General features: G+C 40.3%; 17 protein-coding genes. 12 read left to right on the forward strand and 5 right to left on the reverse strand.

Annotated features, from left to right (window positions below; genetic code table 11):
• Nucleotides 1-99: 99 nt before the first annotated feature.
• A complete protein-coding gene (locus tag L1283_RS05095; RefSeq protein ID WP_286851632.1) occupies nucleotides 100-1,230 on the forward strand; it encodes a hybrid sensor histidine kinase/response regulator in 1,131 nt (376 codons plus the stop codon).
• Between the two features lie 20 nt (nucleotides 1,231-1,250).
• Nucleotides 1,251-2,195 carry a UDP-glucuronic acid decarboxylase family protein gene (locus tag L1283_RS05100; RefSeq protein WP_313490898.1) on the forward strand — a complete coding sequence of 315 codons (945 nt, stop codon included), beginning with the start codon at nucleotides 1,251-1,253 and terminating at the stop codon, nucleotides 2,193-2,195.
• A gap of 27 nt (nucleotides 2,196-2,222) precedes the next feature.
• On the opposite strand, the gene L1283_RS05105 is transcribed toward L1283_RS05100, so the two are convergent.
• A complete protein-coding gene (locus L1283_RS05105) occupies nucleotides 2,223-3,017 on the reverse strand; it encodes a tyrosine-protein phosphatase (RefSeq protein ID WP_088159935.1) in 795 nt (264 codons plus the stop codon).
• A 473-nt stretch (nucleotides 3,018-3,490) separates the two neighbouring features.
• On the opposite strand from L1283_RS05105, the gene L1283_RS05110 reads away from it, so the two are divergent.
• From L1283_RS05110 to rfbA, 5 genes are all read left to right on the forward strand, one after another.
• Nucleotides 3,491-5,491: a polysaccharide biosynthesis protein gene (locus tag L1283_RS05110; RefSeq protein ID WP_429625930.1), complete on the forward strand. Its 2,001-nt coding sequence runs from the start codon at nucleotides 3,491-3,493 to the stop codon at nucleotides 5,489-5,491.
• Between the two features lie 138 nt (nucleotides 5,492-5,629).
• Nucleotides 5,630-6,685, forward strand: coding sequence for a dTDP-glucose 4,6-dehydratase (rfbB, locus tag L1283_RS05115; RefSeq protein WP_312905988.1), 1,056 nt, complete (start codon nucleotides 5,630-5,632; stop codon nucleotides 6,683-6,685).
• A gap of 2 nt (nucleotides 6,686-6,687) precedes the next feature.
• The gene (rfbC, locus tag L1283_RS05120; RefSeq protein WP_313239348.1) at nucleotides 6,688-7,242 is read left to right on the forward strand and encodes a dTDP-4-dehydrorhamnose 3,5-epimerase; all 555 of its coding nucleotides are present in this window, start codon (nucleotides 6,688-6,690) and stop codon (nucleotides 7,240-7,242) included.
• Between the two features lie 6 nt (nucleotides 7,243-7,248).
• Entirely contained in the window at nucleotides 7,249-8,106 is an 858-nt protein-coding gene (rfbD, locus tag L1283_RS05125; RefSeq protein ID WP_380943445.1) for a dTDP-4-dehydrorhamnose reductase, read from the forward strand.
• Between the two features lie 22 nt (nucleotides 8,107-8,128).
• Nucleotides 8,129-8,992, forward strand: coding sequence for a glucose-1-phosphate thymidylyltransferase RfbA (rfbA, locus tag L1283_RS05130; RefSeq protein WP_286727806.1), 864 nt, complete (start codon nucleotides 8,129-8,131; stop codon nucleotides 8,990-8,992).
• A 12-nt stretch (nucleotides 8,993-9,004) separates the two neighbouring features.
• On the opposite strand, the gene L1283_RS05135 is transcribed toward rfbA, so the two are convergent.
• Nucleotides 9,005-9,415, reverse strand: a complete 411-nt coding sequence (locus L1283_RS05135) for a hypothetical protein (RefSeq protein ID WP_286851618.1) — start codon at nucleotides 9,413-9,415, stop codon at nucleotides 9,005-9,007.
• Between the two features lie 139 nt (nucleotides 9,416-9,554).
• Entirely contained in the window at nucleotides 9,555-11,483 is a 1,929-nt protein-coding gene (locus tag L1283_RS05140) for a tetratricopeptide repeat-containing sensor histidine kinase (protein WP_313239352.1), read from the reverse strand.
• A gap of 118 nt (nucleotides 11,484-11,601) precedes the next feature.
• Here L1283_RS05140 and L1283_RS05145 point away from each other — a divergent pair, with 118 nt between their 5' ends.
• The 5 genes from L1283_RS05145 to L1283_RS05165 all read left to right on the forward strand — a co-directional run bounded on the left by L1283_RS05145 (nucleotide 11,602) and on the right by L1283_RS05165 (nucleotide 18,677).
• Nucleotides 11,602-12,708, forward strand: a complete 1,107-nt coding sequence (locus L1283_RS05145) for an acyltransferase family protein (protein ID WP_429625931.1) — start codon at nucleotides 11,602-11,604, stop codon at nucleotides 12,706-12,708.
• A 264-nt stretch (nucleotides 12,709-12,972) separates the two neighbouring features.
• On the forward strand, nucleotides 12,973-16,029 hold the full coding sequence (locus L1283_RS05150; RefSeq protein WP_429625932.1) for a beta-L-arabinofuranosidase domain-containing protein: 3,057 nt from the start codon (nucleotides 12,973-12,975) through the stop codon (nucleotides 16,027-16,029).
• Between the two features lie 137 nt (nucleotides 16,030-16,166).
• Entirely contained in the window at nucleotides 16,167-16,844 is a 678-nt protein-coding gene (locus L1283_RS05155) for a response regulator transcription factor (protein ID WP_313239355.1), read from the forward strand.
• The gene (locus L1283_RS05160; protein WP_429625933.1) at nucleotides 16,841-18,124 is read left to right on the forward strand and encodes a sensor histidine kinase; all 1,284 of its coding nucleotides are present in this window, start codon (nucleotides 16,841-16,843) and stop codon (nucleotides 18,122-18,124) included. Before L1283_RS05155 ends, L1283_RS05160 begins: the two co-directional genes overlap by 4 nt.
• A gap of 82 nt (nucleotides 18,125-18,206) precedes the next feature.
• Nucleotides 18,207-18,677: a PepSY-like domain-containing protein gene (locus L1283_RS05165; protein ID WP_429625934.1), complete on the forward strand. Its 471-nt coding sequence runs from the start codon at nucleotides 18,207-18,209 to the stop codon at nucleotides 18,675-18,677.
• An 82-nt stretch (nucleotides 18,678-18,759) separates the two neighbouring features.
• Here the strand turns inward: L1283_RS05165 and L1283_RS05170 are convergent, their stop codons facing one another.
• Nucleotides 18,760-19,779 (reverse strand): DUF4625 domain-containing protein, encoded by a 1,020-nt coding sequence (locus L1283_RS05170; protein WP_313490928.1) that lies wholly within the window; start codon nucleotides 19,777-19,779, stop codon nucleotides 18,760-18,762.
• Nucleotides 19,780-19,823: 44 nt separating this feature from the next.
• Nucleotides 19,824-20,300 (reverse strand): DUF4625 domain-containing protein, encoded by a 477-nt coding sequence (locus L1283_RS05175; protein ID WP_286851614.1) that lies wholly within the window; start codon nucleotides 20,298-20,300, stop codon nucleotides 19,824-19,826.
• Between the last annotated feature and the right edge of the window lie 86 nt (nucleotides 20,301-20,386).

Here is a 20,386-nt window from a genome sequence, read left to right on the forward strand (position 1 = left end):
TAACATTTTTGCTACACAAATTATCGAAGCAATTATTCCTGTAATATTGATTTATAAATTTTATAAAAGGATAGTATCTACACAAGCTAATAATGATCTATGGAAATCGATTTTTCAATGTATAATATTCTGATCGTAGAGGATTCTGAGCTAAATCTTTTTGTCTTAAAAGAGATTTTAGAACGTGAGCACTTCAACGTATTCACTGCTTCCGGTGCTAAAGGGGCATTTGAAAATTTGCAACAGCAAAGGATAGATCTTATTTTAATGGATGTCATGATGGGGAATACGAACGGATTTGATCTAACCAAGGAACTGAAATCCATGGAGCTGTATAAGCATATTCCAGTTTTATTTATTACGAACTTAAAATCTCCGGATGATGTTGTGCGTGGATTTGATAGTGGCGGTGTAGATTATATTCCGAAGCCTTTCAATAAAAAGGAATTACTTCAGCGCATCAAACATCAAATCAAGCTTATTGAATCGGGCCATACAATTGCAATGCAGACAGCACAGCTTCAGGAAGCGATATTAAACCGCGATAGCATGTATGCTATTCTGGCACATGATCTACGAAGTCCGATTTCTTCACTCAAAATGATCTTAAATATTTTGACCATGAGTGCTGAAGAACGTAATACCGGATATGGAAATATGGTCAATACAGGTAATGATATTGCCGAACAGCTTTTTAGTGTCTTGGACAATTTGCTCAAATGGACTAAAAATAGCCTGGGCGTGTTAAGCTATATGCCACAGGAAATTGAGATTGATGAAATGATTAAAGGTGTGGTGGAGACACTTCAACCAACAGCTAAATTGAAAAATATTGAAATAAAATTAACATTACAACCAGGTTTGCAGATCTTTTTTGATGCAGATATCATGAAAAGTATATTAAGAAATCTTTTGATCAATGCTGTGAAGTTTAGTCACGAAAATTCGCTAATCAAGCTCAATTTATCTCGCGATGGGGATGATGCTATGGTCGAATTTATTGATACTGGTGTAGGAATGAGTGTGGATGCGCAGCGTCAGCTATTGGATCAAATGAAGGAGGAGGGTAAGATCACCCCTATGCGTGAGAAAGGTAAAGGCTTAGGTTTGTGGATAGTTTATCATTTTATCCAGCGTGGTGGTGGAACATTCTTTTTTGAGTCGGAAGAAAATCGAGGATCCCGTTTTGGCTTTTGTGTGCCGCTCGAGCATACCATAGATAATCACTAAAAATTTGATATTATAAATTTATGTATAACCTAAAAAAAAGAATACTAGTCTCAGGTGGAGCTGGGTTTATAGGTTCTCATCTGTGTGAACGTTTACTTAAGGATGGGAATGAAGTTATCTGTATGGACAATTTCTTTACAGGGGATAAATCGAATATTGTTCATCTGTTGCATAATCCCTATTTCGAGCTTGTACGGCATGACGTAACGGTACCTTTTTTAGCTGAGGTTGACGAAATATATAATCTGGCCTGTCCAGCAAGTCCTGTTCATTATCAGTATAATCCGATTAAAACCATCAAAACTTCGGTTATGGGTGCTATCAATATGCTTGGTCTTGCCAAGCGGGTGAATGCTCGTATTCTACAGGCTTCTACCAGTGAAGTGTATGGCGACCCACAGGTTCATCCGCAGTATGAGAGCTATTGGGGAAATGTTAATCCTGTCGGTATTCGATCCTGCTATGATGAGGGAAAGCGATGCGCAGAAACACTTTTTATGGATTATCACCGACAACATCATGTGGCGATAAAGATCGTTCGGATATTTAACACCTATGGCCCACGCATGCATCCCCAGGATGGACGGGTAGTATCTAACTTTATTATGCAAGCTTTACAAAATAAAGATATTACTATTTATGGTGAAGGAAATCAGACCCGCAGTTTCCAGTACGTAGATGACTTGGTGGAAGGAATGATCCGAATGATGGCTACAGAGAAGTCTTTTATCGGACCCCTCAATATCGGTAATCCCAATGAATTTACTATTTTGCAATTGGCGGAGCAGGTTATCTTGCAAACGGGATCACAATCAAAAATTAAATTTTTGCCTTTACCCCAAGACGATCCGCAGCAAAGGAAGCCAGATATTGAGCTTGCTAAGAAAAGCTTAGACTGGAGTCCCACAGTTCAACTTGAAGAAGGACTCTCCAAGACAATAGCGTATTTTAAGACACTTTTATAAGGGAAGTTTTGCATCCGTTACGATTACTTAACCAGCAATAACTTGGGCTTTATGTTGATTGATATGATCAAGAAGTGTTTCATTTAAGATGGGCGAAGTTTTCAACATCTCACGGATAGGATATTTCTCAACGATATTTTTCAGCGCGTCAAGATGGCGTTGATGGTGGAGGTCGGTTCCTACAAAATCATACATACCTGATTTCAAGAGGGTCATGGCAATGGCTTTCACATCGACGCCATAGTATCGACTCAAAGAAAGTAGATTTAGCTGCAGTAAACAGCCTGCATCTTTGATCTGTTTATAAATATTAAAATTACTGTGGTAATAATTATATCGCTCCGGATGGGCTAGAATGGGCTTATATCCTAATTTTTGGATCTCTAAAATGGTATGAAACAATGCTTTCGATTCGGATAGATAAGACATCTCAATCAAAACGTAACCGCCTGGCATCACACATAGCTCATTTTCTCTGATCAATAAAGGAAGATTTTCGTCAATCATGTGTTCTGCCGCCCCAAAGATATCAACATCTTTACCCGATTTTTTTAGTCCATCGATAAGCGAATCTCTCGAATTTTCAATACTAAACTTGGTGTTTTGATGGACACCCGACATGATATGTGGCGTGCAGATAAACTTTTTAAGGCCTAAGCGTTGAAGTTCTTGGATATAATGCAATGATTGTTGGACAGAACTACTTCCATCGTCAATGCCAGGTAAAAGATGATTGTGCATGTCTACTTCTAGAAATTCCAACTGTGCCAAAGATCGAATGGATGAAGTCTTTTTCCCAAATAGGTTGCTAAAAAATCCCATGATGTAAATTAATTATGTTGTACATAATAGTTCAGTTAAGGAGCGGCGTTTCAGTCTATATTAAGCGGAGATGTAAAATTTTAATTCCTTTCCATGACTATTTGTTATTTAGTGCAAACAATATGCCAATAATGACGTTAGTATCTTCAGAGCTATATTATCCATTAAATTGTTTCGAAAGTTGATGTTAACAAATTGTTCTTTTATTAGCCTGTACTCTTAATTATACTATTTTAATGCTCATTTTTTTCAATGTAACAGTTTCGGTATAATAGTTGCTTAGTCCACGGTGATAAACTGATCGAATGAATAGGGTCCTTTTTTAATGATATTTTATCAAAGAAATATTTTAGGTGTAAAAATTTAACTATCTTGCATCTCCAATATAAAATATTATAATAAAGCCATATCAGATCGTGTTCGTTTGTCGCAGATACGGTCAGTAACATTTTAATTAATTAAGACAAAAAGCTATGATGGGTTCTCTGGGAGATTTAAGAAAGCGCCTGAGAAAGGACAATCCAAGATGGGTCATTTTAATGATTGATATGTGGTTTGTATTTGCAAGCTACGTATTTTCTAATTATGTGGTCAACAACTTCAAGGGTGTATTTGATATTGCATTGATGTTGAAAAAAGTTGTTGTTATATTGCCAGTCTATCTTTTGATGTTTTTATGTTATGATACCTTTCGAGGTATTGTTCGGCAGACAGGCATTCGGGATACCATTAAAATATTTAAGACGGTAGGGTCTGCCTATCTCATCGTAATGGTTTTAACCTTCATCATCAAAGCCGTTTTTGACAAAGGAACTTTGGCCGGAGATTATCTTAGATTGTCCTATGGTGTGTTGACTATGCAGGCCACAATTTTGCTGGTGATCATGGTTGGTGCACGTGTCATCTATCGGACTATTTATGAATATATTTTTCTACCTGGCAGGAAAGGTGAAAATGTGCTGATTTTCGGGGCTTCAAGACCGGGGCTTGTATCTTTCTCCCTATTGAAAGAGGATCCGAGGACGAAATATCAGGTTGTCGCTTTTGTGGAAGATAAGATATCACGAATTGGTAAGCGATTGGCGGGATTAAAGATTAAAGATATTACTGAAATAACAAAGGAATATGTTGAAAAATACCAAATTACTCAGGTGATCATCGCGGTTGAAAATAATGATCCCGAGCGTTTGGAATATGTGTCGGATTGGTTCCAAAATATTGGACTGGAATTGAAGATTATGCCTTCGGCCCGGATTTTACTTAATTCTGGGGCCAAACGTGAAATCAGGCCTTTGAAGATTGAAGATTTATTGGGACGCAAGCCAATCAAATTGGATCACCCCGAGATCGAAGAAGAGATGCAAGGAAAAGTTATCCTGGTTACTGGTGCTGCTGGATCTATCGGTTCGGAGCTGGCCCGCCAAATTGCCAGACGTCACTATAAGACCTTGATTTTGTTAGATCAAGCCGAGTCGGCGCTATATGATATTCAACAATCGATCAAGGCGACACAACCTGAGCAGATGCACTGCGTGGTAGGTGATGTGCGTAACTATGCCTTTATGCAGCGGATATTTGCGCAATACACGCCCGATTTGGTATTTCATGCTGCTGCTTATAAGCACGTTCCTTTAATGGAGGCAAACCCGTACGAGTCTATTCAGACAAATGTATTGGGTAGCAAAAATGTGGCTGATCTTTGTATGCACTATGGCACTAAAAAGATGGTGATGGTATCGACGGATAAAGCTGTAAATCCAACGAATGTCATGGGGGCAACAAAACGCATGGCTGAAATCTATGTCAGTAGCTGCAGTGGTAAATCAACTACCAGTTTTATCATTACACGTTTTGGAAATGTACTGGGTTCAAACGGTTCGGTTATTCCGCTCTTTGAGAAACAGATGGCTGATGGTGGTCCGCTGACCCTGACCCATCCTGAAATCACGCGTTTCTTTATGACCATACCCGAAGCATGTCAATTGGTGCAAGAGGCTGGCGTAATGGGTAAGGGAGGTGAGATCTTTGTATTCGATATGGGAAAATCTGTTAAGATTATTGATCTGGCAAAACGCATGATCAAATTGAAAGGTTATCGCTACCCGGAAGATATTGATATTAAAATTGTTGGATTACGTCCGGGTGAGAAAATTTATGAGGAATTGTTGGCAAATAATGAGAATACGGTGAAGACCCACCATCCAAAGATTATGATCGCAAAAGTGAATCATGATGAATTGTCGCTTAAGGCAGAGCGTATTAATTCGATTTGCCAGCAGATTTTGGATGCGGATAAACAATTGCCAGATTTTATGGCGCTTGTTGCCGGAATGAAGCAGATTGTACCAGAGTTTAAATCTCAAAATTCAGAATATGAGGTGTTGGATACACAGGAGGGGAAGGAAGAAATAGAAATGCTGGATGAGGCGCCGGCAGAGGTGCCAGTTTATTATTTAGTAAAGAATGTATTATAAGCAGAAAAGTTTTTATATAATTAACAATATAAAGAAATGAAAGGCCTTCTTATGGAAGGTTTTTTTTGTATTTTAGCGAATTATTTGATGCATTCATCATTCGTAGACCAATGGTCTAAACGAGTCTATAGTTAATATATGAATAAAACAATTTTAATTACGGGTGGGGCTGGCTTTATTGGCTCACATGTGGTACGTGAGTTTGTGTTAAAGTATCCCGAATATCAGATTGTTAATCTGGACGCTTTGACCTATGCTGGTAATTTGGAGAATTTAAAAGATATCGAACATTTGTCTAATTATACCTTTGTTAAGGCGGATATTACCGATCAACAGGTTGTCTCGGCAATTTTTCAAGAATATCAGCCCGATGGTATTATCCATTTGGCGGCGGAGTCCCATGTCGACCGCTCAATTGTCGACCCAATGGCTTTCGTCATGACCAACGTAATTGGAACGGTCAATTTATTGAACGCCGCCCGGATAATCTGGAAGGATAATTTGGAAGGAAAACGTTTTCATCACGTGTCAACAGATGAGGTGTTTGGCGCGCTCGGTGATACGGGTTTTTTTACGGAAGAAACAAAATATGATCCGCACTCACCGTATTCAGCTTCCAAAGCAAGTTCTGATCATTTTGTGCGGGCTTACCACGATACCTACGGCTTGCCCATTGTTTTGACAAATTGCTCCAACAATTATGGGCCGAATCATTTCCCCGAGAAATTGATTCCGTTATGCATTCATAATATTTTAAATCATAAACCGCTGCCTGTTTATGGTGATGGAAAATACACCCGCGATTGGTTATATGTCATTGATCATGCAAAAGCAATCGATCTTGTTTTTCATGAAGGTAAAAATGGGGGCTCCTATAATGTTGGTGGATTTAATGAGTGGCAAAATATAGACCTGATCAAGGAGCTGTGCAAACAAATGGATGAGAAACTGGGGCGTGAAAAAGGCTCTTCGGCACAATTGATTACTTTTGTTAAGGACCGACCAGGCCATGATTTGCGTTATGCAATTGATGCAACGAAGATCAATAAGGAGTTGGGCTGGAAGCCTTCCGTAACTTTTGAAGAAGGTTTGTCACGGACAATAGACTGGTTCTTATCCAATCAGGAGTGGTTGGCGCATGTGACCTCTGGCGATTATCAAAACTATTACAACAAGCAATACAAAGATGCATAAGAATGACGTATACGGAAACTAAACTCAAAGGCTGCTTTATACTCGAACCGACCGTATTTGAAGATGAAAGAGGTTATTTTTTTGAATCATTTAATGAAACGAAACTAAAGGCGATTCTCGGTTATACACCACACTTTGTGCAGGATAATCAATCCAAATCACAGTTTGGTGTGGTGCGTGGCTTGCATATGCAAGTTGGAGAGCATGCACAGGCAAAATTGGTCCGTGTTGTGGAAGGTAGCGTATGGGATGTCGCTGTTGATGTTCGTCCAGGATCACCTACCTTTGGACAATATATTGGCATTGAACTTTCTGCTGAAAATAAAAAACAATTATTTGTGCCTAGAGGCTTTTTGCATGGCTTTTCTGTATTGTCCGAACATGCGGTCTTTTTCTATAAATGTGATAACAACTATCATAAAGAGTCGGAAGATGGGGTAAATCCATTGGATCTGGATTTGGCCGTGGACTGGCAGATTCCTAGCGAACGAATGATTCTCTCCCAAAAAGATCAGGAGGCACAATCCTTTGAAGAGTTGCGTTCGAAACTAATTTAAAACGGGATGCGGATTGTTATAACAGGAGCCTCAGGGCAACTTGGCTCAGAGCTAAAAGATCTTTTGCTGGATAATATCGAAAAGGAGTGTTATTTTCTGGATCGAAAACAATTACCATTGGATCAAATTCAAATCATACAGCAAATTTTGGCAATGTATGAGCCGGATCTTATTATCCACGCGGGAGCTTATACGGCTGTGGATAAGGCTGAGGAGGATCAGGTAAATGCTGATTTGGTGAACCACGTAGCTTGCGAAGAGATCGCACAATACTGTCATCTGCATGGTACACGTCTAATCACTATTTCGACAGATTATGTTTTTGATGGATCTTCGGCTGCTGCTTTAACAGAAACTGCCGAAACTGCCCCCATCAATGTATATGGTCAAACGAAACTGGCGGGAGAACAGGCAATTCAGAAATGGTGCCCCGACGCCATCATCATACGTACCTCTTGGGTTTATTCCACCTACGGCAAAAATTTTGTTAAGACCATGTGTCGTTTAATGGATGAGCGTAAGGAAGTAGGTGTCATTAACGATCAAATTGGAAGCCCTACCTATGCGAAGGATCTGGCCTTGGCAATCGTAAAAATAGTGGATTCTTCTAAATGGGAGGGCGGTATTTATCATTATAGCAATGAAGGTGAGATTTCTTGGTACGACTTTGCTGTAGCGATACGTGATTTCCGTTCGTTCGATTGTGAAGTAAAACCGATTCCCACAAGTGCCTACCCGACACCTGCGCGCAGGCCAAAGTATTCCTTACTCGATAAGTCGAAGATCAAGGCTATTTTTGCAGTTGAGGTACCCCGTTGGGAGATAAGTCTGGCTAAAATGCTAGCCGAAGAATTTAAAAATTAAGAATAATCAAAATATGAGTACTATGAAAGGAATTATATTGGCAGGAGGCTCAGGAACACGACTACATCCACTTACGTTGGCAGTAAGCAAACAGCTGATGCCTGTATATGATAAGCCGATGATCTATTACCCGCTGTCAACCTTGATGCTGGCCGGGATACGTGAGATTTTGATTATATCGACGCCTCAGGATCTTCCGAATTTTAGGAAATTACTGGGCGATGGGTCACAATTGGGGTGTCGATTTGAATATAAAGAGCAACCAAGTCCCGACGGATTGGCGCAAGCATTTTTATTGGGGGAGGAATTTATTGGCGATGATAAGGTCGCTCTTATTTTGGGTGACAATATTTTTTATGGCTCAGGTTTGTCCAATCTTTTACAGTCTTGTGCTGATCCAGATGGTGGGGTTGTTTTTGCATATCCTGTACAGGATCCGGAGCGTTATGGTGTGGTCGAATTTGATGAAACAAATAATGTTATTTCGATTGAGGAAAAGCCACAATCGCCAAAGTCGAATTACGCTGTGCCCGGAGTTTATTTTTATGACAACGAAGTGGTTACTATCGCCAAGAACATAGAGCCTTCTGCTCGCGGTGAACTGGAGATCACAGATATCAATAAAGAGTACCTTCGCCGTGGTAAATTGAAGGTCGGTATTTTTGATCGTGGTACAGCTTGGCTGGATACAGGAACGATACAGTCGCTCATGCAGGCAGGACAGTTTGTACAAGTGATTGAGGAGCGGCAAGGGATGAAAATAGGAGCAATTGAAGAGGTCGCTTACAGAATGGGCTATATTGATGGACAACAATTGCTAAAAATTTCAGCCCCGCTCTGTAAATCGGGGTATGGAGAGTATTTGAAACGGATTATAAAATCATAAATTGCTCTCTCTTTATTGCTTTATATAAGCTTCATAGGCATTGCTGAGTACTTCCCCTTTTTCATTAACCCGGTTTAGTGTCCTATCGTTTACCAGCACATAACGTAGGGATAGCTTTTGCTGATTTTTTGTTGTAGTAATCACAAGATCTTTATTGTCGGTGAGGGCATACGTACCTTCCTCTTTAAGACCAGTAATACGTTCTCCCTTTAGCTGCACAATTTCATAATTATTACTTTTTTTGAAGTTAATCCGAAGATAATTATCACCTCCACCGTAAATAATTTCTGCATCCATGTCTTTGCGAAGCCAAGATGTCTCAGTGAGCATATCATCTTCCTGGAAGACAGCATTTTCATTAGACCCACAGCGTATAAAGGTAAATGAGGTCGCAATAAATAAAATAAGTATGAATTTTCTCATGATGTAAAAGGTTAGAATGTATTATAATATAGCCCAATGCGAAATCTCGCATTCTTACATCAAATATAAAATCATTAATTTATAATTAATATAGACCCTAGGGTTCTTTTTTTTAGTCGATCTTAAGGAAAAACTTTGTTTATCTTGGAATATGGATCGTGAAAGTACTCCCGAATCCAATACGACTTTCAATCGTTATAGAACATTTTATTCGGTTTGCAAATTCGTGACATAACATCAAACCTATACCATTTCCTTTTTCCTCGAGGGTCCCATCAAGACTATGTTGCTGTTGCATACCTTTCAGTGCCCTAATTTTTGTTTCATCCATGCCTACGCCCTGATCTGTTATTGAAATAAGGATTTTGCTATCGGTTTCATGTTGTTCAAAAATAATGGCTTTACCACTAAAGCTAAACTTGATGGCGTTGTTAAAAATATTTCGAATGATAAATTCAAATCGTTTAAGATCACTATGGATGGATAAGTTTGGAGAAATTTTGATGTTTATATATAACTTTTTCAAGTTTATTCGATCCATAAAAAGATTCTCGCAGTCTTTAATAATTTGATAGGGAAAGATTTCCTGTATGTCAAGCTTCTCATTAGCCATTTGTTGTGAAGACCATACAAGCAAACTATCGAGCATTTTGGATACAGCAGTAAGCTGATTGCCAATAGTGATCAACATACTTTTAATTTCATGCGCTGGTAGGTCAACGATTTTTGAAACGGAGAGTAAGGCCTGAAATGAAGATAAAGGGCTTCGCAAATCATGCGACACGACAGAAAAGATACTGGCCCGAAAGCGATCTGCCTGGACCAATTCGGCGTGTTGCTGCTTGATTTCCGTCGCCTGCTCATCTACTTTCAATTTCTCCTGATGTAATAATCTATTCTTTTTGATCAGCAAAATGATCATCACCAAAAATATTAGTAGAACAAAAAAGGTCAATAACCCGATCAGCTTTATCCAATGGGCTTCACGCTTTACATTCGCGTTTTTTAATAACAGATTTTTATTTTCAAGCTCCTTCTTTTCGCTTTCATATTTTTCCCGAAGTTCTTCCCGAATCCTTACGCGGAGGACTTCTGCATCTTCATGAAATTTGCGATCTGAGCTATCCTGATCGCTGAGAATTAAATGTTCATCCTGCGCTTTGATCGCTTTAGCTATCTTGTCAAAATCTCCCTGAAGGTCTTCCGTTAAGTTGGTGAAACCGCTTTTGGCGATAATGCGCTTGATAAGGGTTACTTCTTTTGCCGCCAGATCAAACCGCTTTTCTTTGACATAAATATTCGCGCGGTTGATACGGGCATAACTTTCGCCAACAGGATCTTCTTTCTTGGTGGTGATGTCTATCGCGAGGTCGGTATAATAGGTACTCCATTCAAGCTTATCTGCCTTGAGATAGAGGTAGCTTAATAGAATATAGGTATTGAAAAGATCAACTTCAGGCGCATCTGCTTTGCAGAATTCAACCGTTTTTACCAAATAATCGATGGCTTTGGTTACATCTTGCTTCTTTCCTCCATTCAATGCATTTTGGGCATATATATTTCCGATATTGGTTGAGATATTGGCTCGGTTTCTTGTATCACGCAGCTCTTTGGAGAGATCTAGTGCACGCTGGTAATACTTTAAGGCCTGATCGGGGTCATAACTCTTGTTGAATACATTGCCTATATTCAGGAAAGAGAGCATCATCCCTTTCCTGTCGTTGCGTTCTTCCCGCTTTTTGAGTACTTTAAAGTGTGTTTTTATGCTTTCATCAAAGTTATTTAACTTCAGATATATAACACCTTGTAGATTTAATAAATCAATTTGCAAAGGTTCGAATTTCTTTTCACTGATGAGACTCAATCCTTTGGAAACGATTTCCTGTGCTTCTTGGGGATTACTGCGGTAAATTTCTGAGGCAACTTTATAATACGCCAATATTCGGGTCGAATCGTTACTTGCCTCCGATAGCTGCTTATCTACCTTGTCCCAGCCAGTGTTTTGGGAATATGCATGATGGGTGAAGAACAATATGGTAAAAAATAATAGGGTGGTTAAACGATGCATGGCTAGTTTGTTTCAATAAAACAGTAAAAATAAAAAAAACTATTAAATACAATGAACTTCACGAATATAAAACCATGCTGGACAAACAGGGAAGATAATTGATTATATTTACAGCCAAATGTCTGAGTCCAAAAGAATTTACCAAATCGATCTGTTTCGTTTTATTGCAGCATCTGCCGTCGTATTATATCATTATTTATATCGGGGGTATGCAGCCGGAAATATGTCGCTATTGGGTTTCGATGGCGTCGGAGAATATTTTAAATACGGCTACCTGGGCGTAGACTTATTTTTTATCATTAGTGGTTTTGTGATTGCTTTTTCCATCAAACATCTTTCACTGCGGAAGTTCTGTTATTCCCGCTTCAAGCGTTTGTATCCGATGTATTGGATTTGTTTGCTGTTGACTTTTATCGTTTCTTATTTGTGGGGCGCACCGCGTTATCATGTCACATTTACACAACTATTGGCCAATCTGACCATGGTGCAAAAACTATGGGGACAAGGGGATGTCGATGGCGCTTATTGGTCACTTTATGTGGAGTTGAAGTTTTACCTGATCATCGCTTTGTTTCTAATTCTGAATCGATTTAAAAAAATAAGCTTGGATTACTTGGTTTATTTTTGGTTGCTATTGTCCAGCCTACGCTTTTTTGTTGGGCCTTCAGAAATTTATGACGCAATCCATGAGTTTTTTTTACTCGACTGGAGTGCGTATTTTATTGCGGGAATTATATTCTGCCAGATTTTTCTGCATGGACCAAAAATCCAGCATTTTGTCGCTTTACCTTGGTGTTTGTACATTTCCATCGATGGTGCTGTGGGGCGTATTCATTGGCTGGAACGCACTTTTCACAGTGACTTTTCACCTTATATTATTGGTGCGACCATCGTTGTGTTTTACCTGCTCATGTTACTGGTTTCCTGTAAAAAGCTCCAGGCGATCAATTCGTCCGGATTTGTTAAAATTGGCATGTTGACCTATCCGCTGTATTTAATCCATCAAAACATCGGCTTTATTATTTTTAATCACCTGTATCTGTATCTGAATAAATACCTGCTCCTTTCAGGTGTTATCATTCTTATGCTCGCCCTGGCTTATCTGCTGAGCGATCGGATTGAACCGCGGATCATGAAGCATTTTCGTAGCATATTGGCGTTTTTACCTCTGGCGGGCGGCAGGAGTTGTGGGCCCGTGGACGACAGTAGACTCGACGGACAGTAGTTAAAATCTGGAGAATATTGGCTAAAATAAACCTATGTATAATAATGTAGAGTCATTAATTTTATAAATGTCAAATAGACAGCAATACAGAAAATATTCTTCGATTTTGGAAGCTTATTAATTGGAAGCTTATTAATAGGGATTGCTTTTCTTCTTGTTCGTCTTCTGTTGAAGACAATCAAGGAAAAGGATACGGTAATAGCTTTCACCGGGCTAGAGGGTGATCTTTAAACAATAAATCATTAGCGAATAAAAGATAGCGATATGAAAAGATATACGATATATTTTGCAGCAATTCTCACAATTTTTATCAAAATGACAGCTGTAGCTGTGGCACAGGGTGGGGATCAGATCTTAGATGGTATCGGGGAGACAGGAATGGTGGCCCGCTATGTCTTTGATGGGGATTTTAAGGATTGGTCGCGCAATGGACTACATGGTAAATTCCAGGGCACAAAAGCTTCATTTGTATCAGATAAGCAATTTACAAAGGTGCTTTCTCTCGCTGGAGGAAAGGACGATTTTGTCGTACTTCCAGCGCAAGTACTCGCTGATCTCGAGTCGATCAGCATTACAGGTTGGATATATTTACGAGCAGCGCAGTCTGGCCAGTATTTATTCGACTTTGGACAGGACATCACCAGGCATTTTGCTGGAACACCAACAGGTACAGCGCTACAAAATGGCTATATGGGGATAATCGCCCAAAAGAAGGCCGAAGTAAAAAATGCAGTCTCTTCGGCTGTGCCTTTAAACAAATGGGTGCACTTGGCCATTGTGGTTGATATTGCTACGGGGACCATGCAAACATATTTGGATGGTATGCCGGCTGGAGAGGTTAAAGACATCCCACAGGAGCTGACCGAGGTTTTTGGACAGACAGGTAGTAAGAGGACACTATACATTGGAAAATCCCTGTTGGGTGGACATGTAAGTTTAAATGCACTGTTGCATGATTTTCGCATTTATCGTGTGCCACTGAATCAAAACCAGATCGGCATGGTGTATAGAAATGCGTTGAAGGGTGTGCGTGAAGATGTTGCTTCTAAAGGTAAGGCTGAGGATGACCTACCGCGATTTCCAATGAATAAAGCAGCGCTTTATAATGCCTTCTTAACAGGGGTTGCAGATGTCACCGTAGAAACAGCGATAGGCGAGCTGCCTCGATTGCCGAGTTATGTCGTCGGTACATATAAAGACGGTATGGTGGGACCAAAAGTGCGTGTGTTGTGGCCTGCGCCAATCGACAATAGTGCCGTCGCGCAGCAAACAGCTTACACCGTCACGGGGCGTGTTCCCGGGACAGATCTGAAACCCAAAGCCATCATTACAGTCAAAGGGAAGGTAAAGTCCAAGATGCCTAGCTTAAAATTGGACGCATTTCACTTGGATCAGGTTTCCCTTAATACGGATGTAAAGCAGCATCAAACGAAGTTTATTGAAAATCGCAATAAATTCATTGATACATTGGCAAAATCGGATCCCAATTCATTCCTCTATATGTTTCGACACGCGTTTGGGCAAAAACAACCGATCGGTGCGCAACCTTTGGAGGTATGGGACAGCCAGGATATCAAGCTGCGCGGTCATGCTACAGGACATTACCTGACGGCAATTGCACAAGCTTATGCGAGTACAGGCTATGATAAGGCACTCCAGTCAAAATTTTTGGGGAAGATGGATACCATGGTCAACGTGCTTTATTCCTTGTCAAAGTTGTCGGGTACACCGAGACCAGCGGGGCAGGCTTCTATTGCGGATCCTGCTGCGGTACCTTATGGCCCCGGTAAATCAGCTTATGATTCTGACCTGAGTGACGAAGGAATCCGTACAGATTATTGGAACTGGGGTACTGGCTTTATCAGTGCCTATCCTCCGGATCAGTTTATTATGCTTGAACATGGCGCAAAATATGGCGGGCAGAAGAACCAGGTTTGGGCACCTTATTATACCCTGCATAAGATCTTGGCCGGCCTGATGGATGTTTATGAGGTAAGTGGAAATAAAAAAGCATTGGAGATCGCGCAGGGAATGGGCAATTGGGTGTATACACGTTTAAATAAAGTCCCAACAGAGACATTAATCAAGATGTGGAATACGTATATCGCAGGTGAATTTGGTGGAATGAATGAAGTGATGGCAAGGTTATATCGTATAACGGGTGAAGAGAACTATTTAAAAACCGCCCGCTTATTTGACAATATTGATATGTTCTACGGCAATGCAGCGCATACGCATGGACTGGCCAAAAATGTAGATACTTTTAGGGGGTTACATGCCAATCAGCATATTCCTCAAATTGTGGGCAGTATGGAGTTATACCGGGTATCCAATGAGCCCCAATATTATAAAATTGCGGACAACTTTTGGTATAAGGCCACCAACGATTATATGTATAGTATCGGTGGTGTGGCTGGGGCCAGAAATCCGGCCAATGCCGAATGCTTTATTAGCGAGCCGGCGACATTATATGAAAATGGATTTTCTGCAGGCGGGCAGAACGAAACCTGCGCAACCTATAACATGTTGAAATTGACAAGTGACCTGTTTATGTTCGATCAGCGCGCAGAGTTGATGGATTATTATGAACGTGGATTATACAATCATATCTTAGCGTCTGTTGCAGAAAATAGTCCAGCAAATACGTATCATGTGCCTCTACGCGCGGGATCTATCAAGCAGTTTGGAAATGCTGATATGAAAGGCTTTACCTGCTGTAATGGTACGGCTATTGAAAGCAGTACCAAATTGCAGAATACGATCTATTTTAGGAGCAAGGATGATCAGGCGCTGTATGTCAATCTCTATATTCCTTCTACCTTACATTGGACGGAACGGGGAATCAGCGTCGAGCAACAAACCAGTTTTCCGAAAGCGGATCAAACAGCGTTGACCATACGGGGGAATGGCAAATTTGAACTTCATGTGCGGGTGCCAAGCTGGGCAACAAAGGGATTTTTTGTTGCAATAAATGGAGTCGATCAAAAAATTAAAGCTGAGCCGGGCACTTACCTGACCTTAAACCGTACCTGGAAAGATGGGGATGTGATCAACCTCAAAATGCCATTTCAGTTTCATTTGGACCCGGTTATGGATCAGCCCAATATGGCGAGTCTGTTTTATGGGCCAATCCTATTAGCCGCCCAGGAACCTGCAGCAAGAAAAGACTGGCGTAAAGTAACTTTAGATGCAAAGGATATTGCTAAGTCTATTAAAGGGAATCCCGAAACATTGGAATTTTACATTGATGATGTCCTTTATAAACCTTTTTATGAAACTTACGGACGTCATTCGGTTTACCTGGATGTCAGCTTAAAATAGGATGCCAGCAGTGTATTCCTAAATCTTTCCCAAATTCAAGGTACCTTTGTCATAAACAATTGTGTATGTAAATTGTCATTTAGCATGGACAGATTACTATTGTTTACACAAGTTTTCCGCTAAATAGAAATAAGAAGATGAAAATATTGGTTATTGAAGACGAAGCGGATTTAAGGGAAATTGTGAAGGCATCTTTACTTAAGGAAGAATATACGGTAGAAACTGCCGCTGATTATGGATCAGCCTTTGAGAAAGTCGCTGTTTATGATTACGATTGTATCCTGCTCGACATCATGCTGCCTGGAGGCAATGGTTTGCAGATCCTCGATCAGCTCAAAAATGAAGGTAAGTCCGATAATGTGATCATTATCTCCGCGAAGGATTCTCTGGACGATAAGCTAAAGGGACTCGAACTTGGAGCCGATGACTATTTGACAAAACCCTTTCATATTGCTGAGCTGAATGCACGGATTAAAGCCGTGTTACGAAGGAAACAACGGGAAGGTAAGCATACATTGGAAATGGGAAACATCGTGTTGGACCTCAATGAACGCTGCTTATTTATTGCACAGGAACCTGTGCCGTTAAATCGGAAAGAGTTCGATATGCTCAACTACTTCTTATTGAACAAAAATAGACTGGTCAGCAAAAGTGCGCTGGCAGAACATGTATGGGGCGATAATACGGACCAGGCGGATAATCTTGATTTCATCTATTCACAGATAAAAAACTTGCGCAAAAAATTCTTGGCTAGTCATGCTGATGTGGATTTTGAAGCGGTATATGGAATCGGTTATAAACTCGTCGAAAAATGAGATTAGCCAACCAAACACTAAAGTATCTTTCTATCTCCGTGTTGGTGGTCATCGCCCTTTGGTCAACAGTGTTCTATCTATTTATGCTGGAGGTGATCCACGATAATATCGACGAAGAACTCGAAAACCAAAAACGGCTCATTATCCAGGAACTTTCCAGCAATCCTACCGTAGCTCCAGATTTAGAGTTTGGGATAAATAACTATAAGGTGCGCCAGATCTCCGAAGAACAAGCTCTTAAGATGCAAAATGTTTATAAGGACACCATGTTGTATATGCAGGACGATGATGATCCCGAGCCGGAACTGGAACCAGTTCGAATGTTGACGACAGCATTTGAACATCAAGGACATTATTATGAACTTTCGATCATCAATTCGATGATCGAAGAGAGCGATCTAATCAAGAATCTCTTTTATTCTGTTGTTATTTTATTTGTTTTGTTGGTCATCAGTATCGTATCCATCAATAAAGTCGTCATAGAACGTTTATGGGGACCATTATATACTTTCTTGGATCAGTTGACACGGTTTCGTTTAGGCAAAACCAAGGAGAAGCCTACTATGGATACGCAGATCCAGGAATTTAAAGACTTAAAGCTTGCTGTGGCTACCTTAATTCGCCATAACGAAGAAAGCTATGAACAGCAAAAACAGTTTATTGGCAATGCTTCTCATGAATTACAGACACCGTTGGCTATTATGATCAACAAATTGGAAATCATGGCGGAAACAGAGGGGTTGAACCAAGAACAGTCAGAGACTGTCGCAGCAGTATTAGCTACTGCCGAGCGGCTTGTGCGCCTCAATAAATCCTTGTTGCTGTTGAGTAAAATTGAGAATAAACAATTTTTGCACAATGAGGATCTTTCGTTCAATACGCTTGTGCTGAATATTGTAACGGAGTTTGAGGCTATTGCTGAATTTAAACAGATAAAAATCAATGTCGTGCAAGAAGATCAGCTGAGTGTACAAATGGATAGTGCTTTGGCAAATATAGTGGTGTCAAATCTCCTGCGAAATGCTTTGTTCCACAATAGATTAGGCGGTGAGGTGAGTATCCATATAACGAACAAAGGGCTTACGGTGTCCAATACGAGTACACATGCAGCGTTGGATGCTAAGCTGGTATTCACCCGTTTTTATAGGTCAGATGCAGCATCCAAAGGTACTGGCTTGGGACTGGCCATTGTGCAGGCCATCTGTCATCTCTATGGTTTTGTAATCGTCTACCGTTATGAAAATAATCAGCATAGCTTTCAGCTTAATATGTTCCCTTAGAAAATATAGGAGGAGCAGGCATGTGTTCCCAAATCTTTACAGATTCGCTTTTTTACTTTGTAGTACACTAAAAAATAGAATCATGAACTGTAAATTAATCTGGAGTGCTTTCGTACTTGCACTGACAACAACAGGAGCTATTGCTCAAGATATACCACAAAGTCAAGTTCCCGCTGTCGTGGTGAATAGTTTCCAACAGAAATTTCCAAAAGCCAAAAAAGTAGATTGGGAATTGAAGGGGAATGTTTATGAAGCTGAGTTTGAAACGGGCCTATTTGGCATTGACCAAGAAGCTTGGTTTCAGCATAACGGAAAACTTTTGCGGTATAAAACTGAAATCAACAAAAGAGAACTACCAAAGAGTGTGCTGAACCGGGTGAAAAGAGATTTTCCGGGCTATCGCATTGAAGACGCAAAAAAGATTACCGCCGAACAGAAAGTGATTTATGCGTTTGAAGTGAAAAATGGCAAAGAGGAGTGGAAGCTGATACTCGATCCACAGGGAAATGTGCTGACGAAGGTAAGGGACCAAGCGATATTTCTGTACAAATAAAACCTTCATGATTTTACACGCACTCATAGCGGCGAAATCATGAAGGTTCTTTTGGGCAGGTAGGCTGAGTTTATCGCGCTAACTAATCTTCTCCTTCCTCTGCGTGGAGTTCAAAAGATAGTTTTATGAGGTCTTGACCAGCAAACTTAGTGGCATAATCCGATAAGTTCCAGTCCGTACGGGTAACTTTTGCCTTTGTGCTGGCATCGTTAAACTTGCGAAGTACAAAGAATACATTTTTCTCGCCTTCATTGTCTTTTCCTGCCGTAAAATAAGTGATAATCCCTGTCGTCTCCGTTGCTCCGTTTACTGCAGTGCCATCACCGTAGTTCGTTTCTTTCGTTTGAAAGATTGCACCATTTCCTGTACTGCTATTCGGATTTAAAACGAAAGAACCACCCGTAAGGAATGCTTTGTAGTAGTCTGCAGTTGCTTTATTGCTGATGTATTGTCCCTGGATTTCTTTTGAAGAAGCATCAAATTGTTTTAATTCAATTTTATAGATACCTGCGGGATTGAGGTGAGCATGTCCTCCAGCCAATGCTGTCCCCTTCTCATCGAAGCTGATAGCAATTGGCTCTACCTTTTCTTTGTCGGCAAGATCATGGAAGTGGTCACCATGGGCTTCGCCGGCTACTTCTGTAAATACAAGCTTATAAGCAACTTTGGCATCTGAACCTTGTATAGTCAACGGTGATTCAGCTGTAGTCGCATTTCCGGCTTTGTCGGTTACCGTAAAATGAAAATGATATGCCCCGGCGGGAGCATCAGCGGGAACATCAATGTGTTCATGAAATGTCGCATTTTTCACGCCAATGTATTTTCCATCTGTATAGGCTTTTGTAAACTTATACTGACCGCCACCTTCTTGATGAACCTCAATTTCGATTTTAGCAATCAGTGCTTCGGCAACAATATCACCTTCAAGATGAAGATCTGATCCCGCTTGGACAGTTTTGTTATTGCCACTGCCGATTTCAAGTTTGCCTATCTGGGGTTTTGCAAGTGCTGGAATTTCCTCGTTATCTTTCTTACAGGATGATAAAAAACCGAAAAGAATTGTACTTAACAGGAAGAAGAAGCGAATGTTTCTAGTTTTCATGTAAAATGGATTTAATTAAATTGAGTTGATAAATAGGTATGGTATTACTCGAGTATACGGATGCTGATCCCCTTCTGGCTGCTCCATCCCGCCAGGTCAGTCACCTGAATCATAAAATGATAATTACCGGGATCGATATCTGCTGGCACATCGATTTTTAATTCGGCATCATATTGCTGTGGTTGCCCCGGAATATTAACTGTCTTGACCAAAGTAAAGGGCTTGATGGGAGTTTTGATCGCTTCAATTGTGCATTCGCCGATTTCTGTACTATGCGAATGATGGTCAAAATTATGGTGTACGTCGATGCTATAGCTCCCGAGCGCGACATTATCAGATAGCTTACTGCGGAAAGTAAAACTTGTGCCTCGTTTAATTGTGCTGCATTGTTTTGGGAAAGCCGTTTCCGAATCGATGGCGATGGTCGGTTTTTCGGTATCAATGCTTTCCTTATCTTTTTTACAGGCAACAGTCATGGCAAGTAACACTGTAATAAGTGTGTATTTTTGAAGTGTTTTCATCTATAAATTTTATTCATTCGTGTATGTATTAAGCGATATTTATATGTTCGCTTTGCTCGATTATTCATTCGCTTTGCTGTTGTACA

Source organism: Sphingobacterium sp. HSC-15S19 (genome assembly GCF_050433745.1).
Lineage (GTDB): Bacteria > Bacteroidota > Bacteroidia > Sphingobacteriales > Sphingobacteriaceae > Sphingobacterium > Sphingobacterium siyangense.